At 72.0% G+C, this 16,117-nt stretch carries 14 protein-coding genes; 12 read left to right on the top strand and 2 right to left on the bottom strand.

The window, feature by feature from the left end; translation table 11 throughout:
- Positions 1-415: 415 nt before the first annotated feature.
- Positions 416-970 (top strand): beta-class carbonic anhydrase, encoded by a 555-nt coding sequence (locus ACFW3D_RS40320; RefSeq protein ID WP_500513286.1) that lies wholly within the window; start codon positions 416-418, stop codon positions 968-970.
- Between the two features lie 230 nt (positions 971-1,200).
- Complete coding sequence (locus ACFW3D_RS40315; protein ID WP_500513284.1) at positions 1,201-2,010, top strand: acyl-CoA dehydrogenase family protein; 810 nt, start codon at positions 1,201-1,203, stop codon at positions 2,008-2,010.
- Here the strand turns inward: ACFW3D_RS40315 and ACFW3D_RS40310 are convergent.
- Positions 1,968-2,657, bottom strand: coding sequence for a GntR family transcriptional regulator (locus ACFW3D_RS40310; RefSeq protein ID WP_500513282.1), 690 nt, complete (start codon positions 2,655-2,657; stop codon positions 1,968-1,970). The two genes, ACFW3D_RS40315 and ACFW3D_RS40310, sit on opposite strands and share 43 nt — an antisense overlap.
- A 317-nt stretch (positions 2,658-2,974) precedes the next feature.
- On the opposite strand from ACFW3D_RS40310, the gene ACFW3D_RS40305 reads away from it, so the two are divergent.
- The 10 genes from ACFW3D_RS40305 to ACFW3D_RS40260 all read left to right on the top strand — a co-directional run bounded on the left by ACFW3D_RS40305 (position 2,975) and on the right by ACFW3D_RS40260 (position 14,968).
- Positions 2,975-3,430, top strand: coding sequence for an NAD(P)H-dependent oxidoreductase subunit E (locus ACFW3D_RS40305; protein ID WP_500513280.1), 456 nt, complete (start codon positions 2,975-2,977; stop codon positions 3,428-3,430).
- A complete protein-coding gene (locus tag ACFW3D_RS40300) occupies positions 3,427-5,043 on the top strand; it encodes a formate dehydrogenase beta subunit (RefSeq protein ID WP_500513278.1) in 1,617 nt (538 codons plus the stop codon). The genes ACFW3D_RS40305 and ACFW3D_RS40300 overlap by 4 nt, the downstream gene beginning before the upstream one ends.
- Entirely contained in the window at positions 5,040-7,868 is a 2,829-nt protein-coding gene (gene fdhF, locus ACFW3D_RS40295) for a formate dehydrogenase subunit alpha (RefSeq protein WP_500513276.1), read from the top strand. The genes ACFW3D_RS40300 and fdhF overlap by 4 nt, the downstream gene beginning before the upstream one ends.
- Positions 7,869-7,899: 31 nt before the next feature.
- On the top strand, positions 7,900-8,082 hold the full coding sequence (locus ACFW3D_RS40290; RefSeq protein WP_500513292.1) for a formate dehydrogenase subunit delta: 183 nt from the start codon (positions 7,900-7,902) through the stop codon (positions 8,080-8,082).
- Positions 8,083-8,430: 348 nt separating this feature from the next.
- On the top strand, positions 8,431-8,634 hold the full coding sequence (locus ACFW3D_RS40285; RefSeq protein ID WP_059194910.1) for a cold-shock protein: 204 nt from the start codon (positions 8,431-8,433) through the stop codon (positions 8,632-8,634).
- Between the two features lie 87 nt (positions 8,635-8,721).
- A complete protein-coding gene (locus tag ACFW3D_RS40280) occupies positions 8,722-10,392 on the top strand; it encodes a DEAD/DEAH box helicase (RefSeq protein ID WP_500513290.1) in 1,671 nt (556 codons plus the stop codon).
- A gap of 75 nt (positions 10,393-10,467) precedes the next feature.
- On the top strand, positions 10,468-11,109 hold the full coding sequence (locus tag ACFW3D_RS40275; protein WP_500513273.1) for a PadR family transcriptional regulator: 642 nt from the start codon (positions 10,468-10,470) through the stop codon (positions 11,107-11,109).
- A gap of 85 nt (positions 11,110-11,194) precedes the next feature.
- Positions 11,195-12,163 carry an ATP-binding cassette domain-containing protein gene (locus tag ACFW3D_RS40270; RefSeq protein ID WP_500513271.1) on the top strand — a complete coding sequence of 323 codons (969 nt, stop codon included), beginning with the start codon at positions 11,195-11,197 and terminating at the stop codon, positions 12,161-12,163.
- A gap of 71 nt (positions 12,164-12,234) precedes the next feature.
- Positions 12,235-12,963 (top strand): ABC transporter permease, encoded by a 729-nt coding sequence (locus tag ACFW3D_RS40265; RefSeq protein ID WP_500513288.1) that lies wholly within the window; start codon positions 12,235-12,237, stop codon positions 12,961-12,963.
- A gap of 586 nt (positions 12,964-13,549) precedes the next feature.
- On the top strand, positions 13,550-14,968 hold the full coding sequence (locus tag ACFW3D_RS40260; protein ID WP_500513269.1) for an OFA family MFS transporter: 1,419 nt from the start codon (positions 13,550-13,552) through the stop codon (positions 14,966-14,968).
- Positions 14,969-15,241: 273 nt separating this feature from the next.
- On the opposite strand, the gene ACFW3D_RS40255 is transcribed toward ACFW3D_RS40260, so the two are convergent.
- Complete coding sequence (locus tag ACFW3D_RS40255; RefSeq protein ID WP_500513267.1) at positions 15,242-15,937, bottom strand: GntR family transcriptional regulator; 696 nt, start codon at positions 15,935-15,937, stop codon at positions 15,242-15,244.
- Positions 15,938-16,117 lie beyond the last annotated feature (180 nt).

Here is a 16,117-nt window from a genome sequence, read left to right as displayed (position 1 = left end):
CCGACTCACCCACCACCATCCACCGCTCACCCCTCCTCGGCGAACACAACCACGACATCTACACCACCGAACTCGGCATCCACGAAGACGAGTTGCCGGAGCTCAAGGCACAAGGAGTGATCTGACCATGACCGCGGACCACGCGCGCCGTCCCGCCGCCAGTGACACCACCCGGCGGTGCGACCCGCCGCCGTACGGGCGGCGACCGGAGCGCGGCCCGTCGGCGCGACGGACCCCGCCGCCGTACCGGGGGCGCTGCGCCCTCCGGCCCGGCCTGGGTTGATTCACCCCGTCTATCGACCGCCGGGAGGAACCGGGAGCGGCGGCAGCCGCCGTGGTCCACCCCGGACCGGCCCCTCACGTGGATGATCGGAGCACGTGGAGGGCCGCACCAGAAAAGGAGCGCACCGGAGTCATGTCGACGTCAACGTACGGTTCCGCACAGTCCGGCGGCAGCAGCGCCCCGGGCGAGGAGACGGTCATCGACCGCCTCGTGGAGTCCAACCGCAAGTACGCCGCCGGGTTCACCGACCCGGGCATGGGCGCCCGGCCCGTGCTCCAGGTGGCCGTGGTGGCCTGCATGGACGCCCGGATCGACCTGCACGCCGCCCTCGGGCTGGAGCTGGGCGACTGCCACACGATCCGCAACGCGGGCGGCGTGGTCACCGACGACACCATCCGGTCGCTGACCATCAGCCAGCGCGCCCTGAAGACCCGCAGCGTGATACTGATCCACCACACCGGCTGCGGTCTGCAGACCCTCACCGAGGACTTCCGGCACGAGCTGGAGCTGGAGGTCGGCCAGCGTCCCGCGTGGGCGGTGGAGGCCTTCCAGGACGTCGACCAGGACGTCCGGCAGTCGATGCAACGGGTGCGCACGTCCCCGTTCCTGCCCCACACCGACGACGTCCGGGGCTTTGTGTTCGACGTCACGACCGGGCTGCTGCGGGAGATCGAGCCGCGGCCCTGAGCCACCCGAGCCACCCCGGGGCATCGAAGCCCCCTCCATGACCTGCGCGCGGACCGGCGGACGGCAACCTGCCGGGAGACGCGGGACGGCTGCTCCCGGCGGCTGGTCCGCGCGCACGCCGGCGGGGCGGCCGGCCCGCACGCACCGCGTGCCCGGCCGCCCCGTCCGTCGTCCTGCCCACGTCCGCTGCCCGACGGCAGATCAGCAACCGCTCCCGAGGGGGTCACCTCGTGTCGTACCGCAACGCCTTCTCCCGTGTCCTGAGGGACGTCATCGCGCCCCGCGCCGAGCGGACCGGCAGGGAGGGAAGGTTCCCGCGCGGCGCGGTGACCGCCCTGGGCGAGGCGGGACTGCTCGGGCTGACGGTCTCCGCCGACCTGGGCGGCGGTGGCCGGGGTCCGGCCGAGGCCGCCGAGGTCGTCGCGCGGATCGCCGCGAGCTGCCCGGTGACCGCGGCCGTGCTCCAGTCGCACTACGCGGCGGTCGCCGTGATCGAGGCGTGCGGAAGCCGCTGGGTGCGCGGCGAGATAGCCGCCGGACGTCACCTCAGCAGCCTCGCCCTGGCGGACGGCGCGGACGGCGCGGACGGTGCCGCAGGCACGGCCGCCACTCGCACGGGCGAGGTGGTCGCCCTGAGCGCCCGCAAACGCGAGGTGGTGGCGGCGGGGGAGGCCGACAGCTACGTCTGGTCGTCGCCGCCGCTGACCGCCGCGGGCGGGCTGACCCTGTGGCTGGTGCCCGCGCACGCGCCCGACCTGTTCGTCCCCGCCCGGCCGGACGGGACGGGGCCGCACGGCAGCGCCACCTCGACGGTGCTCGCCGACCCGGTCCTCGTCCCCGCCGACGCGATGCTCGGCGAGGACGGCGCGGGGCACGAGGTCGTGCTGCGCACGGTGCTGCCGTGGCTGCTCGAACTGCGGGACGCCGTGGGCGCCGCGGCCGTCCATCCGTCGGTGGCGGCCGCGGAACCGGCCCCTTCGGCGGTGGGCGGGGCGGCTCAGCTCAGCGCCGTGGCCCCGGCCGCCACCGCCTTGCGGTAGTCACCGGTGCGTTCGGTGTGCTTGCGCATGATCTCGCCGGCGCGGTCGGTGTCGCCCTTGGCGATGGCCCTGATGAGCTGGGCGTGCTCGTTCCATGCGTCCTTGCCGCGGGGCTTGGCGATGGGGGTGTAGTACCACCGGACCTTCCGGCTCACCTGCGAGATCAGCTCGGCCAGCACGGCGTTGGCGGCGACGGACGTGATGAAGGAGTGCAGCGCCGTGTTGGCCGCGACCAGGCGCTCCACGTCGCCCGCGGCGAGCGCGGCGACCCCTTCCTCCTGCAGCTCCCAGAGGCGTTCGACGTCCTCGGGCTTGGCGTTCTCGGCCGCGAGCCGGGCCGAGTAGGTCTCCAGCACCGAGCGGACGCCGAGCAGTTGGGCGGCCTCCTCCTCGGTGGGGGAGTGGACGAAGGCGCCCTGGGCCGGGCGCAGGTCGACCCATCCGTCGGTCTGCAGGCGCTGCAGGGCCTCGCGTACCGGCTGGCGGGAGACCCCGAGGTGCTCGGCGAGTTCGGCCTCGACCAGGTGCTGACCAGGCGTCAGGGAGCCGCTGATGATGAGTTCGATGAGGGCGTCGTACACGGCCTGGCGCAGTGGTGCGGGGCGGGCGACCCGGTGGGTCGCCGCGGCCGTCAGGGCCTCGCGCATGGTTCCCCCGTTCTGCCACCGAGCCTGTGGGCCGACGGCTCTGGACTGGTGGCCGCCGTGAGGGTCGCCGGCAGCGGGTCGGGTCAGTATACAGGTTTTGGTATGCAACATGCCTTCTGTTGCGGCACGATGCGCGCGGAGGCCGGGACTTGGGAAAGTCCTGGCTGCAGCATTCTGTATGCAGAAGTTTGTATGCGGTATCGTCGCCGTGTACTGCCGGCACCGTCGGGAAGGCGAAGCGGCTCTGTGACGATCCCGCGCTGGAACTCCCTGACCTGGCGAAGGCGGAGTGGTCAATGACGATCGGCGGGAGTGACATGACGGTCGAAGACGTGGTCCGGACGGTTGTGGCCGGCCACCGGGATCAGCGCGGTGCGCTGCTGCCGGTACTGCACGCCCTGCAGGCCGAGTTGGGGTGCGTACCGAAAGAGGCGATACCCGTGCTCGCCGACGAGTTCAACCTCTCCAGGGCCGACGTCCACGGAGTGGTGACCTTCTACCACGACTTCCGCCGCGAGCCGGCCGGACGGACCACGGTGCGCATCTGCCGCGCCGAGGCGTGCCAGGCGCTCGGGTCCGACGCGCTGGTGGGCTACACGAGGGAGGCGGGACTGGCGGTGGGGGAGACGACCCCCGACGGCTCGGTCACCGTCGAGCAGGTCTTCTGCCTCGGCAACTGCGCCCTGGGACCCGCGGTCGAGGTGAACGGCCGGTTGTACGGACGAGTGGGCACGGCCCGGTTGGGCTCCATCCTCAAGGGGACGGTCGCATGACGAAGAACTCTTCCGACTCCGCGGTGACGGTCTACGTCCCGCGTGACTCGGCGGCCAGATCGGTCGGCGCGGACGAGGTGGCGGACGCGCTGCGGCGCTCCGCGGCGGAGCGGGAGGCGCCCGTCGAGGTGGTGCGCAACGGCTCCCGCGGCATGCTGTGGCTGGAGCCGCTGGTCGAGGTGGTCACCCCGGCCGGCCGCGTCGGCTACGGCCCCGTGGCCCCCTCGGACGTCGAGGGACTGCTTGCCGCGGGCATGCTGGAGGGGGCCGACCACCCGCTGCGTCTTGGCGTCGTCGACGAACTGCCCTGGCTGGCCCGGCAGACCCGGGTCACCTTCTCCCGCATCGGGGTGACCGACCCCCTCTCGCCGGAGGACTACCTGCGCCACGGCGGCCTGGCCGGACTGCGCACGGCCCTGGGCATGGCCCCCGCCGACGTCGTCACCGAGGTCACCGACTCCGGGCTGCGCGGCCGCGGCGGCGCCGGCTTCCCGGCCGGCATCAAGTGGAAGACCGTCCTGGACTGCGCCGACGAACTCAAGTTCGTCTGCTGCAACGCCGACGAGGGCGACAGCGGCACCTTCGCCGACCGCATGGTCATGGAGGGCGACCCCTTCATGCTCATCGAGGGCATGACGATCGCCGCCCACGCCGTGGGCGCGCGCGAGGGCTACCTCTACATCCGCTCCGAGTACCCCGACGCGGTGGCCACGATGCGCGCGGCGATCGGCATCGCGCGCGAGCAGGGCTGGCTCGGCAAGGGCATCCTCGGCTCCCCGCTCGACTTCGAGCTGCACGTCCGGGTCGGCGCCGGGGCGTACATCTGCGGCGAGGAGACCTCCATGCTGGAGAGCCTGGAGGGCAAGCGCGGCACCGTCCGCGCCAAGCCGCCGATCCCCGCGATCGAGGGCCTGTTCGGCAAGCCGACGGTCGTCAACAACGTCCTCACCCTCGCCACCGTCCCGGTCATCCTCGCCGAGGGCGCGAAGGCGTACCAGGAACTCGGCGTGGAACGCTCGCGCGGCACCCAGGTCTTCCAGCTCGGCGGAAACATCGCCCGCGGCGGGATCGTGGAGACCGCCTTCGGCGTCACGCTGCGCGAACTCGTCGAGGAGTACGGCGGCGGCACCTTCTCCGGGCGGCCGGTCCGCACGGTGCAGGTCGGCGGGCCGCTCGGCGCCTACCTGCCGACCTCGATGTTCGACCTGCCGATGGACTACGAGGCGTTCGCCGAGGCGGGCGCCATGCTGGGCCACGGCGGTGTCGTCGTGTTCGACGAGAGCGTCGACATGGCCGCCCAGGCCCGCTTCGCGATGGAGTTCTGCGCCGAGGAGTCCTGCGGCAAGTGCACGCCCTGCCGGGTGGGCTCGGTCCGCGGCGTCGAGGTGATCGACAAGATCGTGGCCGGTCAGCAGCGGGACGAGAACCTGGCCCTGCTCGAGGACCTGTGCGAGCTGATGACCGACGGCTCCCTGTGCGCGATGGGCGGGCTCACACCGATGCCCGTGCGCAGCGCCATCGCGCACTTCCCCGACGACTTCCTCGCCCGCGACCCCGGCCGGGCGATCCCACGCACGCACGCCCATGGAGGCAGGACGGAGGGCACGGCATGACACTCCTCAAGGAACCCGACTTCGGCACACCGGAGCGACCCGGGCCGGCGACGGTCTCGGTGGAAGTGGACGGCATGCCGGTGACCGTGCCCGAGGGCACGTCGGTGATGCGCGCCGCATCCCTCGCCGGTATCGACATCCCCAAGCTCTGCGCCACCGACAGCCTGGAGCCGTTCGGCTCCTGCCGGCTGTGCGTGGTGGAGATCGACGGCCGCCGGGGCACCCCGGCGTCCTGCACCACGCCCGTGGCCGACGGGATGAAGGTGAGCACCCAGACCCCCAAGGTGGAGAAGCTCCGCCAGGGCGTCATGGAGCTCTACATATCCGACCATCCGCTGGACTGCCTCACCTGCCCGGCCAACGGCGACTGCGAGCTGCAGGACATGGCCGGCGTGGTGGGGCTGCGGCAGGTCCGCTACGGCTATGAGGGCGAGAACCACCTCGACGCCGAGAAGGACACGTCCAACCCCTACTTCGACTTCGACGCGTCCAAGTGCATCGTCTGTTCCCGCTGCGTCCGCGCCTGCGGCGAGGTCCAGGGCACCTTCGCGCTCACCATCGAGGGACGCGGCTTTGAGTCCAAGGTCTCGCCGGGCGCCGGCGAGACCTTCATGGACTCCGAGTGCGTTTCCTGCGGTGCGTGCGTGCAGGCCTGCCCGACCTCCACGCTCCAGGAGAAGTCGGTGGTCGAGCTCGGCATGCCGACCCGCTCGGTGGTCACCACCTGCGCGTACTGCGGCGTCGGCTGCTCCTTCAAGGCCGAGCTGCGCGGCGACGAGCTGGTGCGCATGGTGCCGTACAAGGACGGCGGCGCCAACGAGGGTCACTCCTGCGTCAAGGGCCGTTTCGCCTTCGGGTACGCGACCCACCCCGACCGGGTGCTCAAGCCCATGGTGCGCGAGAAGATCACCGATCCGTGGCGCGAGGTCGAGTGGGACGAGGCGATCGGCACGGTCGCCCGCCGGATGCGCGAGCTCCAGCAGACGTACGGATCGGGCGCGATCGGCGCCATCACCTCCTCCCGGTGCACGAACGAGGAGGTGTACGTCGTCCAGAAGATGGTGCGCGCCGCCTTCGGCAACAACAACGTCGACACCTGCGCCCGGGTCTGCCACTCCCCGACGGGGTACGGGCTCAAGCAGACCTTCGGCGAGTCGGCCGGCACCCAGGACTTCCGGTCCGTGGCCGAGGCCGACGTCATCATGGTGATCGGCGCCAACCCCACGGACGGACACCCGGTGTTCGCCTCGCGGATGAAGCGCCGGCTGCGCGAGGGCGCCAAGCTCATCGTCGTCGACCCGCGCCGCATCGACCTGGTGCGCTCCCCGCACATCCAGGCCGAGCACCACCTGCAGCTGCGGCCCAGCACCAACGTGGCCGTCGTGAACGCCATGGCGCACGTGGTGGTCACCGAGGGGCTGGTGGACCGGGCCTTCGTGGACGAGCGCTGCGAGGACTTCGACGAGTGGGCGGAGTTCATCGCCCGTCCGGAGAACAGCCCGGAGGCCGCGGAGGAGCTGACCGGCGTGCCGGCCGCCGAACTGCGCGCCGCGGCGCGGCTGTACGCGCAGGCCCCGAACGGCGCCATCTACTACGGTCTCGGCGTCACCGAGCACAGCCAGGGCTCCACTATGGTGATGGGCATGGCCAACCTCGCCATGGCCTGCGGCAACATCGGCCGCGACGGTGTCGGGGTCAACCCGCTGCGCGGCCAGAACAACGTGCAGGGCTCCTGCGACATGGGCTCGTTCCCGCACGAGCTGCCCGGCTACCGGCACGTCTCCGACGACGCCGTGCGCACCGTGTTCGAGAACCTCTGGGGCGGCACGATCCTCGCCGAGCCCGGGCTGCGCATCCCGAACATGTTCGACGCGGCCATCGACGGGACGTTCCGCGGCCTGTTCGTGCACGGCGAGGACATCGCCCAGTCCGATCCCAACCTCAAGCACGTCACCGCCGCGCTGGAGGCCATGGAACTGGTCGTCGTACAGGACCTGTTCCTCAACGAGACGGCGAAGTTCGCGCACGTCTTCCTGCCCGGCGCGTCCTTCCTGGAGAAGGACGGCACCTTCACCAACGCCGAGCGCCGCATCAACCGGGTGCGCGCGGTGATGAAGCCGAAGACGGGCAAGCACGAGTGGCAGATCGTCTCCGAGATCGCCACCGCCATGGGCCACCCCATGGCGTACGACCACCCCGGTCAGATCATGGACGAGATCGCCCAGGTCACGCCGACCTTCACCGGTGTTTCCTTCCAGCTGCTGGACAAGCTGGGCAGCGTCCAGTGGCCGTGCAACGAGACGGCCCCCGAGGGCACGCCCATCATGCACGTGGACGAGTTCGTGCGGGGCAAGGGCCGGTTCGTCGTCACTACCTTCGTGCCGACCGCCGAGCGCAGCACCCGGCGCTTCCCGCTGATCCTGACCACGGGACGCATCCTCAGCCAGTACAACGTGGGGGCGCAGACCCGGCGCACCGGCAACGTCGCCTGGCACCCGGAGGACGTGCTGGAGCTGCATCCCCACGACGCCGAGGTCCGCGGCATCGTGGACGGCGACACGGTGACCCTGGCGAGCCGGGTGGGGGAGACGACCCTGAAGGCCGAGATCTCCGACCGCATGCCGCCCGGGGTCGTCTACACCACGTTCCACCACCCGGTGACCGGGGCCAACGTGGTGACCACGGAGAACTCCGACTGGGCGACCAACTGCCCGGAGTACAAGGTGACCGCCGTCCAGGTGGGGCTCGCCCGTCCGCGGCGCGCCGAGGACGGGGAACGCGACCGGGGCCAGGACCGGGACCAGCTGCTGACGGTGGTGGACTGAGGTGGCCGACGCAGTGCCGGCGGAGCGCCGGATGGCCAACGACATCGCGGCCAACCTCGTCCACCTGCCGGACGGCCGGGCGGCGGAGGCCGTCGCGGGCCACATCGGCAGGTTCTGGGACCCGCGCATGCGCACCCGGCTGTTCGACTTCGTCGACGCCGGTGCGGACGGCCTGGACCCCCTGGTGGTCGAGGCGGTGAAACTGCTGCGCTGACGACACGGAAGCCGCGGGAGCGTGGGAAAGCGCTCCCGCGGCGGTCGAGGACGGGGTGCGCGGGGCGTGCCGGGCCTCCGGAACACGGACGGGTGAAGGCTTCGCGCTGCCCCGTCGCCCCTTCCGCTGCCCGGTGAGCCCCTGGTGACCGGCAGTGGCGGCCCGGCCTGTCCCGCTCCGGCCCCGGCGCCGGTCCGTCGCGCCGGGTCCGCCATGTGCTAGGGTGAAGGTGATGCAGTTGTGGTACCCATAAGACCTATGTGCGCCTGACGGATTCTACTCCCGCAGGCGCATTATTTGTTCTCCGGCGTCTCCGGATGGGCCCTCTGCCTAAATAAGGAGAATGTCATGGCACAGGGAACCGTGAAGTGGTTCAACGCCGAAAAGGGTTTCGGCTTCATCGAGCAGGACGGCGGCGGCCCCGACGTCTTCGCCCACTACTCGAACATTCAGTCCCAGGGCTTCCGTGAGCTCCAGGAGGGCCAGCGGGTCTCGTTCGACGTCACGCAGGGCCAGAAGGGCCCGCAGGCGGAGAACATCGTCCCCGCCTGATCGCCGGACGCGTACCCGCTCACCGGGGTCCGCACCATCGTGGTGCGGACCCCGGTTTGCGCTGTTCCAGGAAGGCAAATGAACCGCATGTCCCGCAGGCCCCAGAAAACGAATCGGCGCGCGTCGTCGTCCGCCCCCTCCGCATCGCCGCCGAGGGAATTCCGGTTGCCGGAAAGCACGACACCCGCACTTCCCGCCGTCGAGGAATTCGCCGATCTCGACATGCCCGCGGGGCTGCTGAAGACCCTCACCGCGCAGGGCGTGACCACCCCCTTCCCCATCCAGGCCGCCACGCTGCCCAACTCGCTCGCGGGCCGCGACCTGCTGGGACGGGGCCGCACCGGCTCCGGGAAGACCCTCGCCTTCGGACTGGCGCTGCTGGCCCGTACGGCGGGACTGCGCGCCGAGCCCAAGGCGCCCCTCGCGCTCGTGCTGGTGCCCACCCGTGAGCTCGCCCAGCAGGTGACGGACGCGCTGACCCCGTACGCGACGGCGGTGAACCTCCGCATGGCCACCGTGGTCGGCGGGCTGTCCATGGCCAAGCAGGCCGCCACGCTCCGGCGCGGCGTCGAGGTGCTGGTGGCCACGCCGGGCAGGCTCAACGACCTGGTCGAACACGGCGACTGCGTGCTCGGCAGCGTCGGCATCACGGTGCTGGACGAGGCCGACCAGATGACCGACATGGGCTTCCTGCCGCAGATCACCAGGCTGATCGAGCGCGTGCGGCCCGACGGGCAGCGGATGCTCTTCTCGGCCACCCTGGACGGCAACATCGACCGCCTGGTGCAGCGGTTCCTGTCCGACCCCGTGGTGCACTCCGTGGATCCGTCCGCGGGGGCGGTGACCACGATGGAGCACCACGTGCTCCACATCCTGGACGAGACCGACAAGAAGGCCGTCACCACGCGCATCGCGGCACGTGACGGCCGGGTCATCCTCTTCCTGGACACCAAGCGGTCCGCCGACCGGCTCGCCAAGCGGCTGCTGGCCGTCGGTGTCCGCGCCGCGGCACTGCACGGCGGCCGCTCCCAGCCGCAGCGCAACCGCACCCTGGAGCAGTTCAAGAACGGCCAGGTCACGGCGCTCGTCGCCACGAACGTCGCGGCCCGCGGCATACACGTCGACGACCTCGACCTCGTCGTGAACGTCGATCCCCCCACCGACCACAAGGACTACCTGCACCGCGGCGGCCGTACGGCCCGCGCCGGCGGCTCCGGCAGGGTGGTCACGCTGGTCCTGCCCGAACAGAAGCGGGACGTGACGCGGCTCATGTCGGACGCGGGCATCCGTCCCCGGACGGCCCGCATCACGTCGAGCGCCGCGGAGCTGACCACGCTGACTGGAGCCCGGGAGCCGTCCGGCGTCGCCGTCACCATCGAGGTGCCCCAGCCGGCGGCCGCGCCGAAGGCATCCCGCGAGGACCGCAGGACCGGCACCGAGAACGGCGGGCGGCCCGCTCGCCGTCGCCGCGGTGGCGGCGGAGCGGGGACGACGACGGGTGCCGCCGCCGGGACCGGTGGCCGGGGCACGGACCGCCGGGCCGCGGCCGGGACGGCAGCGGCCGGCGGGACCCGCCGAGCGGGTTCGCGCGCGGCGACGGGCGGCACGGGGACCTCGGGCGGCCGGGGATCCGACCGCCGGGGTGCGCCGGGCGCGGCCACCGGCACCGGTTCCGGCGCCGGGACCCGCGGCTCCGGACGCCGGACGGCGGCCGGCGGCGAGGGCCGCCGGGGCGGCCGCCGCAACCCCGCGGGCTGACCGGACGAGGACGGGGGCGGGGGCGGGCGCGGGGCGGGTGCGGGGCCCCGCGCCGGTCCGCCTAATCTGGACGGCATGTCAGCGATCCGTCTCCTCGTGCTGGGCGCGGTCCGTCAGCACGGGCGGGCCCACGGCTACCAGGTGCGCAACGACCTGGAGTACTGGGGCGCGCACGAGTGGTCCAACGCCAAGCCCGGCTCGATCTACCACGCCCTGAAGCAGATGGCGAAGCAGGGACTGCTGCACGCCCACGAGACCGCCCCGTCGACGGCCGGCGGACCGCCCCGCACCGAGTACGAGATCACGGACAAGGGGACCGAGGAGTTCCTGCGTCTGCTGCACGAGTCGCTGGTCGCGTACGACCAGAAGATGGACCTCCAGTCCGCGGCCATCGGCTTCATCGTCGACCTGCGCCGGGCCGAGGCGCTGGATCTGCTGCGGGAGCGGATCCGCAGGATCGAGGAGTGGCGGACCGCCGTCACCGAGCACTACGTCCCCGAGGACGGCCCCGGTCAGCTCGGCCACATCGGCGAGATCATGAACCTCTGGGTGCACACGGCCGACTCCGACGCCGCGTGGACCCGGGGGCTCATCGCGCGGATCGAGGGCGGTGCGTACACCTTCGCCGGGGAGGGCGAGCCGTTCGTCGGCGTGCTCGCGCAGGGCGAGGAGAACCCGTACGCCACAGGGGAACCACATCCCGGCGACGCTCACTGATCAAATTTGACGAATGGATGGCGCGCGGACTACTTTGCGCCAGTAGTCAAGTTTGACTAGGCGACCATCCAGCAGAGGAGTGGCCGTGACCGCCACAGCGATCACCGTCGAAGGGGCACGCAAGGAGTACCGCGGCAGACCGGCGCTGGACGGGCTCGACCTGCTGGTCGCGCGCGGCACCGTGCACGGGGTGCTCGGCCCGAACGGCGCGGGCAAGACGACCCTGGTCCGGATCCTGTCCACCCTGCTCCGGCCGGACCGCGGCCGCGTCGAGGTGGCCGGGCACGACGTCCTGACCAGGGCCCCGCAGGTGCGGTCCCGCATCGGCCTGCTCGGGCAGCACGCGGCCCTCGACGAGCAGCTCGGCGGCCGCCAGAACCTGGAGATGTTCGGCCGGCTCCACCATCTCGGCGCCCGCCGGGCGCGCGAGCGCGCCGACGAGCTGCTCCTGCGCTTCGGCCTCGCGGACACCGGCCGCAAGGCGGTCGGCAGGTACAGCGGCGGCATGCGGCGCCGCCTCGGCCTCGCCGCGTCCCTCGTCACCGACCCCGAGGTGCTCTTCCTCGACGAGCCGACGACCGGGCTCGACCCCCGCGGCCGGGCCGAGGTGTGGGCCTCCGTCCGCTCCCTGGCCGAAGGCGGTACGACGGTCCTGCTGACCACCCAGTACCTGGAGGAGGCCGACCAACTCGCCGACCGCATCTCGGTCGTGGACCGCGGCCGGGTGGTCGCCGAGGGCACGGCCGACGAACTCAAGGCCCGGACGGGGGGAGACCGCATCGACGTGGTCCTGCGCGACGCCGGTCAACTGGCCGCGGCCGCGGCCCTGCTGTCCGCGGGGGTGGGAGCGGGCGCGGGCGAGGTGTCCGTGGACGCCGACCGGCGGCTGGTCGGCGCCCCGGTCGCCGACCGCATGGCGGCGCTGACCGCGGTCGTCCGCGGCCTGGAGTCGGCCGGCATCGAGGCGGAGGACATCGCCCTGCGCCGCCCCACCCTCGACGAGGTGTTCCTGCACCTCACCGCGGAGAACCAGCGCACGAAGGAGGCCGTGTGAGCGCCACGTACCCCGCCCGGGGCCCGGTCCGGCGCGCGTGGGGATCGTACGTCCTCGCCGACTGCTGGACCATGACCCGGCGCGAACTCGCCCACTGGGCCCGGCAGCCGGTCCAGGTGCTGGTCGGCCTCGTCTTCCCGGTGATGCTGCTGCTGATGTTCGGCTACCTCGTCGGCGGTGGTCGCGGAGTGACGGGCGACTACCTCGGCTACCTCGTCCCCGGCATGCTGGCGCTCACCATGGCCTTCGGCCTGGAGGGCACGATGCTCGCCGTCACCCAGGACCTCAACAAGGGGGTGATCGACCGCTTCCGCTCGATGCCGATGGCCAACGGCGCGGTCCTGGCCAGCCGTTCGGCCGCGGACATGCTCCAGTCCGCCGCCGGGCTGGCCGTCCTGCTCGGCGTCGGCCGTGCGCTCGGCTGGCGTACGCACGGCGGGGCCGCGGCCTTCCTCGGTGCGGTCGGCCTCCTGCTGCTTTTCCGCTTCGCGATGCTGTGGATCGGCATCCATCTGGCGCTCGTGGCCGGGAAACCGGAGCTGGTGCAGGCCGTGCAGATCCTGGTCTGGCCGGTCGGCTTCCTCTCCAACGCCTTCGCCGCCCCGCAGTCCATGCCCGGCTGGCTGGGCACGGCGGTCCAGTGGAACCCGATGTCCCAGACGGCGACGGCGGTACGCGACCTGCTCGGCGGTCCCGGAGGCGAGCCCGGTCACGTCTGGGCCGCCGTGGCCTGGCCGCTGGCCCTGCTGGCGGTCTTCCTGCCGCTGGCGGTACGGAAGTTCGGCCGCCTGAGCGCGTAGCGGCGGCGGTCGGGGGAGGGCCGGGCGGCCGAGGGGCGGCCCGGCCCTCCTCTGTGCGGCGGTGCCGCCCTCGTTACCCGCCCTTTACCCGCGCGCTGTCCGCCCGGCGGCGCGGGGGCATCGGGTGCCCCGGGCAACCATCTTGCGGGTCATCGGAGTTGCGTCTCTGACCTGGGGCAACGCGCCGCGGGGCGGCGTGAGTCGACCGTCCGGACGGGCGCGGAGCGGGCTCCACCGGTTGGTAATGCACTGGTCAATCTTCCCGGCGTCCCCTGGACATCCCGATTCGCAGATCCATACCGTATGCAATCTCCAATATGGAGAATCGCGCTGACCAGCTGAATGTCTGTCTCAACACTCCCTGAGCACGGCCGAATCGCCATGCCCGGGGTCGCACCACCGTGTCACCCGCCTGCGCGCTGTCACGGTCCGGGTTGCCGCCCTGGACCTCAGCTGCCCGGACGACGTACCACCGGGCCCGGCCATGCCGGGCCGAGCCGCAGGGATGGTCCGCTCCACCCCTCCGCATGAAGAGAAAGGCCCAGGGGGCGCACGCCAGGTTCTTTTCACGCAAGGGAAGGCACCGATGTCAGCAACGCCGCATGTGGCTCCCGGGCAGTACCGGGAGGTCAGTGACGCGAACGGCCGCGTCTACCGGGTCGGGGAGACCGACCGGGCCCTCCTCGGGAGGCCCCGGGCCTGGATGGTCTGGCTCCCGTGGATCGCGATGATGGGCGTCAGCGTCTACGAGTACGGCTACAGCTCCGCGGAGGCGGTGCTCGAACACGCCCATGGATGGACCCTCACGCAGACGTTCTGGATCGCCAGCGTCTGGGCGGTCTTCCAGGCGGGCGTCGCGTTTCCGGCGGGACGCCTGCGGGAGACCGGGGTCCTGCCGGCCAGGACGGCGATGCTCGCCGGAGCGGTCTTCTCCGGTCTGGGCTTCCTGTCGCTCTCGCACCTCAGCAACCCCTACGTGGTGATCGCCGGTTACTCGGTGCTGGGCGGCACGGGCGCCGGCCTGGTGTACGCGACCTGCATCAACATGGTCGGCAAGTGGTACCCCGACAACAAGGGCGCGCGCACCGGGTTCGTCAACGGCGGCTTCGCCTACGGAACCCTGCCGCTCATCTTCGTCTTCAACTACTGGTTCCACCCGTCCAACTACCGGATGGTCCTCGACCTGATCGCGCTGGGCATGGTGCTGATCGTCGCCTTCTGCGGGATGTTCTTCCGCGACCCGCCGAAGAGCTGGTGGCCGCACGACGTCGACCCGCTGAACCGGGGTGTGACCGAGGACGCGCGGCGGGTCGCCAAGCGACTGGCCAAGAACCCGCCGGCCAAGGGCCAGTTCACCCCGATGGAGGCGATCAGGACCGGGCAGCTGCCGTTGATGTGGTTCGCCCTGGTCTGCATCGGCGGCGTGTCGCTGTTCGGGATCAACTTCCAGGTCCCGTTCGCCAAGAGCCTCGGCTTCGGGCCGCTGGTCGCGGCCTCCTCGGCGGGTGTGCTCGCCGTGGTCAACGGCGTCGGCCGGGCCATCGTGGGCTGGCTCTCGGACTACCTGGGCCGGCGTCAGACGCTGGGCCTGGTCCTGGTGGTGGCGGGGCTGGCGCAGTTCGGCGTCCTGTGGTCGGGTCAGGCGCACAACGAACCGCTGTTCCTGTTCTTCGCGTTCCTCAACGGCTTCGGCGGCGGGGCGTTCTACCCGCTGTTCGCCTCGCTCACGCCGGACTACTTCGGCGAGAACAACAACGCGTCGAACTACGGGCTGGTCTACAGCGCCAAGCTGGTGGGCGGGGTCGGCGGCGGTGGTGTGGCCGCCGGAGTGGTCGCCGCCTGGGGGTACACCGGTGCCTACTGCCTGGCCGGTGGCATCGCCTTCCTCTCCGCGCTGATCACGGTGTTCCTGCGGCAGCCCGGCGCCCCCCGCCGGAGCGGTGACGGGAGCCCCGTGGCCCAGGTGGGCAGCCTCACCGCCTCCCCCGCCGAGGCGACCACCTGACGGTTGCGGTACCGGGGCTCCGCCAGGAGCCCCCCTCCATCGTGCGCGGGCGCAAGGGCCCGGACCGGGGCGGCGGCAGTCCCGGACCGGGTGCCCGCGGCACGGAGGCGGGGCCGAGCGGTGGGGTGCGCCCCCTGCTCCGTTCGGCCCCGCCCGCCTCTCCACCGCCGCTTCCTCCCCCGTACGACGTTCCTTCCGCCGACTGTTCCTCCCCCTCGACGACGGCCCGGGTGCCCCCCCTGCCCCCGGGCCGTCCGGCGTTCCCGAGGGCCCTCAGGCGCGCCCGGCGTCGACGGCGGCGGCGATCTGCCGGCAGTAGAAGTCGGTGGTGTTCCGGGTGTGGCGGCGCATCAGTTCCTCGGCTCGGTCCGCGTCGCCCAGGGCGATGGCCTCGATGATGGTGGCGTGCTCGTTCCAGGCGTCCCGGCCGCGGGGCCGCGCGATGGGCATGTAGTACCAGCGCACCCGCCGGTCGACCTGGAGGATCAGCTCGGCGAGGACCTGGTTGCGGGACAGTTCGGTGATGAAGCCGTGCAGCGCGGCGTTGGCCTCGACGATGCCCCGGGCGTCGTCCGCGGCCAGGGCGGCGATTCCGGCGTCCTGCAGCTCCCAGAGTCTGGCCACGTCCGCGTCCGTCGCGTGCCGGGCGGCGCCGTGCGCGGAGTGGGTCTCCAGCACGGCGCGGACGCTGAGGAGTTGGGTGGCCTCCTCCTGCGTGGGGGCGTGGACGAAGGCGCCCTGCGCGGGGCGCAGGTCGACCCAGCCGTCGGTCTGCAGACGTTGCAGGGCCTCGCGCACCGGCTGGCGGCTGACGCCGAGGTGGTCGGCGAGTTCGGCCTCGACCAGGTGCTGTCCCGGTCTGAGGGCGCCGTTGATGATCAGTTCGATCAGGGCCTCGTAGACGGCCTGCCGCAATGGTGCCGGCCGGGTGACCCGGACGACGGCGGCCGCGGTACGTGTCTCGCGCATGAGCCCCCCTGTCGGCTGAGTTCTTTGCACAGTGCCAAGAATACAGATTTCGGTATGCAATTCAGCCGCAGGATTGAACAATGCTTTGCGGGAAATTGGCCGTCGGCCTGCGGAGGGCCACGGTGCGGGGACCGTGTGCGGAGCGGGCGGTGGGGCGGGGGAAGCACGGCTTCCCCCGCC

Source organism: Streptomyces sp. NPDC058864, from assembly GCF_042742985.1.
GTDB lineage: Bacteria > Actinomycetota > Actinomycetes > Streptomycetales > Streptomycetaceae > Actinacidiphila.
Note: the sequence above shows the minus strand (reverse complement) of the source record. Positions and strands in the feature narration are given on the sequence as shown.